This is a genomic window from Euryhalocaulis sp., from assembly GCF_013911995.1.
Classification (GTDB): Bacteria; Pseudomonadota; Alphaproteobacteria; order Caulobacterales; family Maricaulaceae; genus Euryhalocaulis; species Euryhalocaulis caribicus.
Map to the genome: position 1 here is coordinate 1 of NZ_JACESD010000074.1, position 10,005 is coordinate 10,005.

8 protein-coding genes are annotated in these 10,005 nt (G+C 64.8%); 3 read left to right on the forward strand and 5 right to left on the reverse strand.

The annotated features are described in order from the left end of the window. Window positions 1–666 (forward strand): hypothetical protein (locus H2040_RS13870; RefSeq protein WP_287158163.1); only part of this gene is annotated, 666 nt, incomplete at its 5' end. A 59-nt stretch (window positions 667–725) separates the two neighbouring features. Here the strand turns inward: H2040_RS13870 and H2040_RS13875 are convergent. Next, window positions 726–1,466, reverse strand: a complete 741-nt coding sequence (locus tag H2040_RS13875) for an RNA methyltransferase (protein ID WP_287158164.1) — start codon at window positions 1,464–1,466, stop codon at window positions 726–728. Window positions 1,467–1,570: 104 nt separating this feature from the next. Here H2040_RS13875 and H2040_RS13880 point away from each other — a divergent pair, with 104 nt between their 5' ends. After that, on the forward strand, window positions 1,571–2,791 hold the full coding sequence (locus H2040_RS13880) for an NADP-dependent isocitrate dehydrogenase (RefSeq protein WP_022697313.1): 1,221 nt from the start codon (window positions 1,571–1,573) through the stop codon (window positions 2,789–2,791). A 63-nt stretch (window positions 2,792–2,854) separates the two neighbouring features. On the opposite strand, the gene H2040_RS13885 is transcribed toward H2040_RS13880, so the two are convergent. The 3 genes from H2040_RS13885 to recA form a co-directional block, all read right to left on the reverse strand. Then, on the reverse strand, window positions 2,855–4,591 hold the full coding sequence (locus tag H2040_RS13885; protein WP_287158167.1) for a cation:proton antiporter domain-containing protein: 1,737 nt from the start codon (window positions 4,589–4,591) through the stop codon (window positions 2,855–2,857). Window positions 4,592–4,650: 59 nt separating this feature from the next. Beyond that, window positions 4,651–7,311: an alanine--tRNA ligase gene (gene alaS, locus H2040_RS13890; protein WP_287158168.1), complete on the reverse strand. Its 2,661-nt coding sequence runs from the start codon at window positions 7,309–7,311 to the stop codon at window positions 4,651–4,653. Between the two features lie 131 nt (window positions 7,312–7,442). Next, a complete protein-coding gene (gene recA, locus H2040_RS13895) occupies window positions 7,443–8,525 on the reverse strand; it encodes a recombinase RecA (protein ID WP_353844867.1) in 1,083 nt (360 codons plus the stop codon). 186 nt (window positions 8,526–8,711) lie between these two features. Between recA and H2040_RS13900 the strand changes: the two genes are divergently transcribed. Continuing rightward, a complete protein-coding gene (locus tag H2040_RS13900; RefSeq protein ID WP_287158170.1) occupies window positions 8,712–9,161 on the forward strand; it encodes a cupin domain-containing protein in 450 nt (149 codons plus the stop codon). On the opposite strand, the gene H2040_RS13905 is transcribed toward H2040_RS13900, so the two are convergent. Continuing rightward, window positions 9,158–10,005: ATP-binding protein (locus H2040_RS13905; protein ID WP_287158171.1), on the reverse strand; the 848-nt coding region annotated here is incomplete at its 5' end. The two genes, H2040_RS13900 and H2040_RS13905, sit on opposite strands and share 4 nt — an antisense overlap.

The following is a 10,005-nucleotide window of genomic DNA, read 5'->3' on the forward strand; positions in this document are numbered from 1 at the left end:
ATCAAGATCGGCGGCACCAAGGTGAACGTCAATCACGGCGGCGTTTTCGTGAACCGCACGAACGTCAATGTGAATGTCGAAGCATCGGCCAGCGCGGCGGCGAACGCCAGTGCTGGCGGCTCCGCCGGCGCGGGCGGTCAGGTGATCGTCGGCGGCGGAGGCGGCTATTTCGCCCCGGCCCCGGCCCCGTCCATGGGCGCGCTGAATATCTGTATCGAGGAAGAAGAGCTGATCGAGAAGACGCGCCTGGTCGAGGCGATGGTCGCGATCCGCGCGGCCTGCATCGATGACCGCGGCGCGCCGCACCCCGCCTCCCAGCTTTGGCCGGAAGAGCATGTGCAGGCGGGATATGAGGGCGAGCTGTATCGCTGCGCCGCGGGTTCATACCTGCAGGTCACGGTGGGCGACGAGGGCGGCTATGACGGCGCCTCCACCATCGTCTGCGCGCCGGGCGAGGCGCTGTATCACACCCCGGACGGTCAGCTTTTCTGCCGCCCGCAGAACCCGGAGCGCAATTGTTTCGAACGTTCGCTGCTTCGCAAATACGGTCCCGGCAGCAAGCTTCTGACGATCCGCCGCGAAGAGACCTATACGGAGACCAAGGCCAAGGCCTGTCCGGTGGATACGGGCGGCTTCCTGCTCTCCGGCGGGGTTGGCGCTTACTAGAGTTTACGGTCCCTGACAGTGACCAACTACAAGGCCCGCAGCGATGCGGGCCTTTTTTCTTACTGCGCGCGGCGGCGCTTTTCGGCCAGCGCCTTGATGGCGCCGCGGAAGGTGTGAATTTCCTGATCAGTCAGCCGCCCCCGCGTCAGGGTGGAGCGCAGGTTCAGCTTCATTTTCTCCGCCTTCTCGGGCGGGAAAAAGAACCCGGCGGCTTCCAGCTCCGTCTCCAGATGAGACATCAGGCCGGTCAGCGCGGCCTTGTCTGCCGGGACATGATTCATCGCAAAATCCTCGGGCAGCGGATCCCCCGCCTTCCATTCATAGGCGGTGACCGCCACGGCCTGCGCCAGATTCAGGGAGGAGAACTCCGGATCCACGGGCAGGGTCAGGATTGCGTCCGCAACCGCGACTTCCTCGTTCATCAGGCCGGAGGCCTCGGCCCCGAACACCACGCCGGCGCGGCCGCCGGAGGCAATTTCCTCGCGCGCCTGCGCCATCGCCTCGCGCGCGGTCACGACCGGCTTCATCAGGTCGCGGCGGCGCGCGGTGGCCGCAAAGACCAGCGTCAGCCCCTCCAGCGCCTCTGTGAATTCCTCCGTCACGCGGGCCGAATCCAGAACATCCGTTGCGCCGGCCGACATCGTCCAGGCCTTTTCATTCGGCCAGCCGTCGCGCGGCGCGCTGATCCGCATCTCGCTCAGCCCGAAATTGCGCATCACCCGCGCGGCCGCGCCGATATTCTCCCCCATTTGCGGACGGGCCAGCACGATTGCGGGCGCGTTTTCGCGTTTGTTCAGCACGCTGGAGCCTCCATAGCTTTGCGCTGGGCGCGCGCTCTGTTATCTCACGCCCAACTCTTTTCTCGCGGGACATCCCGCGCCCTTAAATCAGACAGGACGGCACGATGGCGAAAATCAAGGTTGAGAACCCGATCGTTGATATCGACGGCGACGAGATGACCCGGATTATCTGGGCGATGATCAAGGAAAAACTGATCACCCCTTATCTGGATATCGACCTGAAATATTACGATCTGTCGATCGAGTCCCGCGACGAGACGGATGACCAGATCACCGTCGACGCCGCCCACGCCATCAAGAAATATGGCGTCGGCGTCAAGTGCGCGACGATCACCCCCGACGAAGCGCGGGTCGAGGAATTCGGCCTGAAGAAAATGTGGGTGTCCCCCAACGGCACGATCCGCAACATCCTGGGCGGCGTCGTGTTCCGCGAACCGATCGTGGTCAAGAACGTGCCGCGCCTTGTTCCGGGCTGGACCGAGCCGTTCGTCATCGGCCGTCACGCCTTTGGCGACCAGTATCGCGCCAAGGATTACGTGGTGCCGGGCAAGGGCAAGTTCACCGTCAAATGGGAAGCCGAGGACGGGTCCGAGACCAAGGAAATCGACGTCTATGATTTCCCCGGCGGCGGCGTGATGATGGGCATGTACAACACCGACGAGTCGATCCGCGACTTTGCCCGCGCCTGCATGAATTTCGGCCTGGACCGCGAAATGCCGGTCTATCTGTCCACCAAGAACACCATCCTCAAAGCCTATGACGGCCGCTTCAAGGACCTGTTCCAGGAAGTGTTCGAGGCGGAGTTCAAGGAGAAATTCGCAGAGGCCGGCGTCACCTATGAACATCGCCTGATCGACGACATGGTCGCGGCGGCGCTGAAATGGAACGGCGGCTTCATCTGGGCCTGTAAGAACTATGACGGCGACGTGCAGTCCGACATGGTGGCGCAGGGCTTTGGCAGCCTCGGCCTGATGAAGTCGGTGCTGATGACGCCGGACGGCGAGACCGTGGAAGCGGAAGCCGCGCACGGCACGGTGACCCGCCACTACCGCGCCCACCAGCGCGGCGAGCCGACCTCCACCAACTCCACGGCGTCGATCTTCGCCTGGACCAACGGCCTGCGTTACCGCGCCAAACAGGACAACACGCCGGAAGTCGAGAAATTCGCCGACACGCTGGAAATGACTGTGCTGAAGACGATCGAGTCCGGGCACATGACCAAGGACCTGGCGCTTCTGGTCGGCGACGAGCAGGGCTGGGAAACCACGGAAGGCTATCTCGACAAGATCGCCGACAATCTGGAAAACGCGCTCAGCAAGGCGTAAGCCTGCGGCTGTTCTCTACGGATCAGGAAAGAGCGGGACCATCCGGTCCCGCTCTTTTTCTATTCAGGAGTCGCCGGAGCGCAGGTGTAGCCGGGCCTCGTTCTGTTCCCGCATCGCTTCCAGCCGGTGCTGGACCGCGTCCGGCTCCACGCCCAGACGCTCCAGCGCCTGCGCGGCGATCTGCAGGCCTGCCTCCATCGCCTCGGGCACGACCTGATCCACCCCGGCGCGCAGCAGGCGGTTTGCGTGCGCGACATTGCGCGCGCGGGCGACCACCGCGGCCTCGCGGCTGACATCCCGCGCGGCTTGCGCCATGCGCTCGGCCTTTTCCTCATTGCTGACGCTGATCAGATAGAGTTGGGCCGGACCCGCCCCGATGATTTCCAGCAATTCGCGGCGGGACGCGTCGCCGAAATAGACGGGGCGTCCGAGCTTTCTCTGCACCCGGACCAGATCGGCGTCCTGGTCGATGGCGATATAATCCACGCCTTCGGCCTCCAGGACCGCCGCTATGTACTGGCCGACACGCCCGAAGCCGCCGATCACGACCGCCGCCCCCGGCGCGTCCTCCGCGTTGCGGGGCGCGTTCGCGGCGCCGGTTTCGGACGCCGGGCGAAGCTTCAGGATAAGCGGAGCCAGCCGCTGCAGGACGGGCGTAAGGATCATCGACCCGCCGATCACGACCGTAACGAACGCTGCGGCGTCCGGCGGCAGCAACGCCGCGCCCGCCGCCGCGCCGATAATCACGAACCCGAATTCGCCCGCCGGGGCCAGCAAGAGAGCGCTTTCCACTGCCGCCCCGGATCGCGCGCCGGAAAGCCGCGCCCCGGTAAAGGCGGTAGCGAATTTCACCAGGATAAGCGCAACGATCCCCGCGCCGATCCAGTGCAGCTGCGGCGCGGCCCACGCCAGGTTCACGCCCATGCCGACCGACACGAAGAACAGGCCGATCAGCAGTCCCTTGAACGGCTCCAGATCAATTTCGACGTGAAAGCGGTATTCGGTTTCGCCCACCAGTATCCCGGCCAGAAACGCCCCCAGAGCCAGCGACAGACCCGCCGCCTCCGTCGCCAGGGCGGCCAGCAGCGCGATGGCGAAGGTCAGCGCCAGCATGAATTCCCGCCGCCCCGCCTGCGCCGGCACGCGCAGCAGGGGCCGCAAGACAAACCGCCCGGCGATGACGATCACGCCGATTACGATAGCGGCCGCGATCAAGGCCTGCCCGAGCGACCATGCGATATTGGTTTCAGGCCGCGCCATGGCGGCGACCGCGATCAGAATCGGCGCGACCAGAAGGTCCTGAAACAGCAGGATCGACAGGCTGGCCTGCCCGGTTTCGCTGCCCGCCCGCCGTTGTTCAGCAAGGATCTGCATGACAACCGCGGTGGATGACAGGCACAGGGCCAGCGCAATGGAGATGGCCGCAACGGTGGGCAGGAACAGCGACAGCGCCAAGGCTACAATAAGGGCTGAAAGCGCCGTCTGGAATCCGCCCGCGCCCAGAACCATGCGGCGCATCGCCCAGAGTTTTTCAAAAGAAAGCTCAAGCCCCAGCAGAAAGAGCAGGAAAATCACGCCGATTTCGGCCAGCGGCTCGACGGCTTCGGGATCGCTGATCGTGAAATATGAAAGCCAGGGCGCGGCTTCCACAAAGCGGCCGGCGCCAAAGGGACCGATGATCAGTCCCGCGATCAGGAAGCCCAGAACAGCGCTGATGCGGAAACGTGCGAATAGCGGGACGATCACGCCGGCGGCCACCAGGAACACGATCGCGTCCTTCAGCCAATGTGCGTGATCCATGTCCCTCCCCTTCGCCGCACTATGCCGCGCCGGGCAATTTCCGGCGCGGCGGAGGCGCGCTAGGCCGCCTCTTTCTCCTTCAACGCACCGCGCACCGCGTCCAGCGCGGCTTCCGCCCTGGCGCCGTCCGGCCCGCCGGCCTGCGCCATGTCGGGACGGCCGCCGCCGCCCTTGCCGCCGACCGCCTCGGCCGCGACCTTCACCAGATCAACGGCGCTGAAGCGGTCCGTAAGGTCTTTGGTGACGCCCACGGCCACCGCCGCCTTGCCTTCATTCACGCCGATCAGCACAGCAATCCCGGATCCCAGCTGCGACTTGGCCTCATCCACCATGCCGCGCAGATCCTTGCCGCCCACGCCTTCGGCCACGCGCGCGATCAGCTTCACCCCGGCCACGTCTTCGGGGCCCGGCGCGGCCGATCCGCCGCCCAGCGCCAGTTGCTTCTTCGCTTCGGAGAGCTGGCGCTCCAGCTTTTTCTTCTCGTCGGACAGCGCGGTCACGCGATCGGGCAGGTCCGCCGGAGCGATCTTCAGCGCATCGGCGCTGCGCCGCAGCAGGCGCGCCTGTTCCAGCATATATTGCCGCGCCGCCTCGCCGGTGAACGCCTCGATCCGGCGCACGCCCGCGGCGACCGCGCCTTCGGAAACGATCTTGAACAGCTGGATGTCGCCGGTGCGGGCGACATGCGTGCCGCCACACAGCTCCACCGAATAGGGCGCATCCGCCGCCTCCAGATTGCGGCCCATGGTCAGGACGCGCACCCGGTCGCCGTATTTTTCGCCGAACAGGGCCAGCGCGCCGGCCTCGATGGCCGCATCCGGCTCCATCTCAGCCGTCTCGGACGCATCATTCTGGCGAATGACCTGATTCACCTGCGCCTCGATCCGGTCGATTTCCTCATCGGCCAGCGCGCGCGGGTGCGAGAAGTCAAACCGCAGCCGGTCGGGGCCGACATAGGAGCCCTTCTGCGTCACATGCGGGCCCAGCACGTCGCGCAGCGCGGCGTGCACCAGATGGGTCGCGGAATGGTTCGCGACGGTGCGGTTGCGGCGGTCCTGATCGACGACAAGGCGCGCGGCGTCGCCCTCGCCGACCTCGCCTTCCACGATCCTGACCAGGTGGACGTGCAGGTCTTCCGCGCGCTTGATCGTGTCATAGACTTCAGCGCGGGCGCCGTTATCGAACAGGATTTCACCCGCATCGCCGATCTGGCCGCCGGACTCGCCATAGAAGGGGGTGCGGTCGAACACCAGCGAGGCCTCGTCGCCCGCCGCCGCGTTCTTCACCCGCTCTCCGCCGGCGACAATCGCTTTCAGCGCGCCGGTATCGTCACAGCTCCCGTAGCCGAGGAACTCGGTCGCGCCCGCTTCCTCGCGCACGCCGTACCAGACGGCCTCGGGCGCGGCGTCGCCGGACCCGGACCAGCTCTGCCGGGCCGTTTCCTTCTGCTTTTCCATCGCCGTCTCGAAGCCCTGCGTATCGACCTCGCGGCCCAGCGGGCGCAGCGCGTCCTGCGTCAGGTCGAGCGGAAAACCGTAAGTGTCATAGAGCTTGAAGGCGGTTTCGCCGGGCAGCTTCTGCCCCTCGGGCAGCTCGTCCAACGCGTCCTCGAGAATCGACATGCCGCGGCCCAGCGTGCGCTGGAAGCGTTCTTCCTCGCTGCGCAGCGTCTCCTCGATCAGCGGCTGCGCGCGCTCCAGCTGGGAGAAGGCATCGCCCATTTCATCGACCAGATTCTGCGTAAGCTTCCACAGCACCGGCTCCTTCGCGCCCAGATGATGGGCGTGACGCATGGCGCGGCGCATGATCCGGCGCAGCACATAGCCCCGGCCTTCATTGGACGGGGTAACGCCGTCCGCGATCAGGAAGCTGGTGGAGCGCATATGATCGGCGATGACGCGGTGGCTCGCCTGTCGCTCACCTTCGGCCTTCACGCCAAACAGGTCCTCGGACGCGCCGATAAGGTGGCGGAACAGGTCCACATCGTAATTGTCGTGCACGCCCTGCAGCACCGCGGCCATGCGCTCCAGCCCCATGCCGGTGTCGATGGAGGGCTTGGGCAGTTCGACGCGCTTGTCCGGACCCTGTTGCTCGTACTGCATGAAGACGAGGTTCCAGATCTCGATGAAACGGTCGCCGTCCTCTTCCGGCGTGCCCGGCGGGCCGCCCGGAATATCGGGGCCGTGATCGTAAAAGATTTCAGAGCAAGGGCCGCAGGGGCCGGTATCGCCCATCATCCAGAAATTATCGGAAGTCGAAATCGGGATGATCCGGGACTCGGGGATGCCCGCGATCTTCTTCCACAGCGCCGCCGCCTCATCGTCCTCGGAAAAGACGGTGACGGTCAGCTTGTCCTTTTCCAGGCCAAATTCCTTGTGAACCAGCGTCCAGGCCAGCTCGATCGCTTCTTCCTTGAAATAATCGCCGAAGGAGAAATTGCCCATCATCTCGAAGAAGGTGTGGTGCCGGGCGGTATAGCCGACATTGTCGAGATCATTGTGCTTGCCGCCGGCGCGCACGCATTTCTGCGTGGAGGTCGCGCGCGGATGCGGCGGCTTCTCGGCGCCGGTGAAGTAATTCTTGAACGGCACCATGCCGGCGTTCGTGAACAGCAGGGTCGGGTCGTCGGCCGGCACCAGAGGCGCGGACGGAACGATGCGGTGATCCCGGTCACCGAAGAAGTCGAGAAAACCCGACCGGATATCCTTGAGCGGCGTCACGAAAGACTCTCCAATGATTTACGCTTTCCCCTTGGAGATAAAGGCCCTCCGCCCATAAGAAAAGGGCGCTCCGCTGATCGACCTGCGGAGCGCCCTCTCTAATCGCCGGGACGCATGGAAGGGGCGGAGCGTCAGCCGGCCTCGGCCGCCTCATCGTCGCTCTCCGGGGGAAGGAGCATGTCGTCAACGATAAGACCAGCGTTCTTGCGGACCGCCGCATCGATCTGCGCGGCGATGTCCGGATTATCCAGAAGGAACTGACGGGCGTTTTCCCGGCCCTGTCCGATGCGCTCGGACCCATAGGAATACCAGGAGCCGGATTTCTCCACGACCTCGGCCTTGACGCCCAGATCGATCAGCTCGCCCATCTTGGAGATGCCCTCGCCATACAGGATGTCGAATTCGACCTCCCGGAAGGGCGGGGCCACCTTGTTCTTGACCACCTTCACCTTGGTCTGGTTGCCGATCACCTCGTCGCGGTTCTTGATCGCGCCGATGCGGCGGATATCCAGACGCACGCTGCAATAGAATTTCAGCGCGTTGCCGCCGGTCGTGGTTTCGGGCGAGCCGAACATCACGCCGATCTTGTGGCGGATCTGGTTGATGAAGATGACGGTCGTTCTGGATTTGGAGATGGAGGCCGTCAGCTTGCGCAGCGCCTGACTCATCAGCCGGGCCTGCAGGCCCGGCAGGGAGTCGCCCATCTCGCCTTCCAGCTCGGCGCGCGGCACCAGCGCGGCCACAGAATCCACCACCAGAACATCCAGCGCGCCGGAACGCACCAGCGTATCGGTGATTTCCAGCGCCTGTTCGCCGGCGTCCGGCTGGGAAACCAGAAGCTCGTTCACGTCCACGCCCAGCTTGGCGGCATAGACCGGGTCCAGCGCATGCTCGGCGTCGATAAAGGCGGCGACGCCGCCGTTTCTTTGCGCTTCGGCCACGCAATGCAGAGCCAACGTGGTCTTGCCGGAGGATTCCGGACCGTAAATTTCCACCACGCGGCCACGCGGCAACCCACCAACGCCCAGCGCGATATCCAGCCCTATAGAGCCGGTCGAAATCGCCTCAACGTCCAGTGCGTCCTTCTGGCCGAGCTTCATCAGGGAGCCCTTGCCAAACTGTCGGTCGATCTGACTGAGAGCGGATTCGAGCGCCCGCTCCTTGTCGCTGTTCTGTTTCTTTTCGCTCACGACTTTTAATGCTGGTTGCGCCATTGGTTCCGCCCCTTAGATCACAGCCCCCGAGTCGGGGCAATCAATCTCCATGGCCGTAGTCGTACCTGTTTTGTTCTAAGAACGCAAGGGGAACATTTTACCATAACGCAAAGCCCTGATTTTCGTGGCGTTGCGGGGCGGGCGCGCTAAAATCGGCTAATCCGTCGCTCTTGAAAGGAACGCCCGATGCGAATCATGCTTGCCGCCGCGCTTGGTTTCACGCCCGCCGCCGCTTTCGCCCATGACCCGGATGGCGCGAACGCCAACACCGCCCTCACCCCGCCGGGCCTGACCAATGTCATGCGCGAGCCCCTCGTGATCGATGACGGTCTGGAAGTGATCATAACCGACATCCAGATGGGTCCCGGCGCCACCCTGCCGCGCCATTACCACCCGGGCGAGGAATTCATCTACGTGCTTGAGGGATCGGCGACGCACCGGCAGGACGGGCAGGAGGACATCCTTCTGGAAGCCGGCGATTCCTATCACATCCCGCCCGAAGCCATTCACGCGCCGGTCACGATGGATGAAGGCATGCGCGCGGTGGTGTTCCGTGTCCACGTGAAGGGCGAGCCGGAGCGGATCCTGGTCGACGAGAACGGCGATCCGGTCGAGGAAAACCCCGGCGAGGACTAGCCCCCCGCCATCACCGTTTTCACCATCTCCGCCAGTTGCGGCAGGGTGAAGGGTTTGGGCAAGAAGCGCACGTCCTGCTCGCGCGAGAGCACGTCGGAGAATTCTTCCTCCGCATATCCCGAAATGAAGATGACGCGGGCATCGCCCAGATGCTCGCGCGCGGCTTCCAGCAGGCCCGGCCCGTCCAGACCCGGCATCACGACATCGGAGACCATCAGGTCGATCTGGCCGGAATACTGTTCGGCCAGTTCCAGCGCCTCTTCGCCGTCCTCGGCCTCGATCACCTCATAGCCGCGCTTGGTCAGGGTCTTGGCGGCGATCTGGCGCACCGCGCTTTCGTCCTCGACCAGCAGGATGCGGCCGCGGCCGGCCAGATCCGCCGGCGCCTTGGGCGCGCGGGTGCGGGCGACCTGTTCCTCCATCGCCTGCACTTCTTCCACCTCGGCCTCCGCGGCCGGCAGGAAGATGCGGAAGGTTGTCCCCTCGCCCTCGCGGGAGTCGACGAACAGATAGCCGCCGGACTGCTTCACGATGCCATAGACGGTGGCCAGGCCCAGACCCGTGCCCTTGCCGGGCTCCTTGGTGGTGAAGAAGGGCTCGAAAATCTTCTCGCGCGTCTCGGCGTCCATGCCGCTGCCGGTGTCCGAGACCTCGATCAGCAGATAATCGCCGGGTTTCGTTCCGGTCTCCCGGTCCGGAATATCGGCCTGTTCGGCGGCCTGGGTGCGAATGGTCAGCGTGCCGCCGCCCTGATCGCGCATGGCGTCGCGGGCGTTTGTGGCGAGATTCATCAGCGCGGTTTCGATCTGCCCCTTGTCGGCGCGCACCTTGGGCAGGTCGCGGC

Bases quoted from the DNA above. Each gene is read 5' to 3' on its own strand.
- H2040_RS13880 (WP_022697313.1), top strand. From the start codon at position 1,571: ATGGCGAAAATCAAGGTTGAGAACCCGATCGTTGATATCGACGGCGAC.
- H2040_RS13885 (WP_287158167.1), bottom strand. From the start codon at position 4,591: ATGGATCACGCACATTGGCTGAAGGACGCGATCGTGTTCCTGGTGGCC.
- recA (WP_353844867.1), bottom strand. From the start codon at position 8,525: ATGGCGCAACCAGCATTAAAAGTCGTGAGCGAAAAGAAACAGAACAGC.
- H2040_RS13900 (WP_287158170.1), top strand. From the start codon at position 8,712: ATGCGAATCATGCTTGCCGCCGCGCTTGGTTTCACGCCCGCCGCCGCT.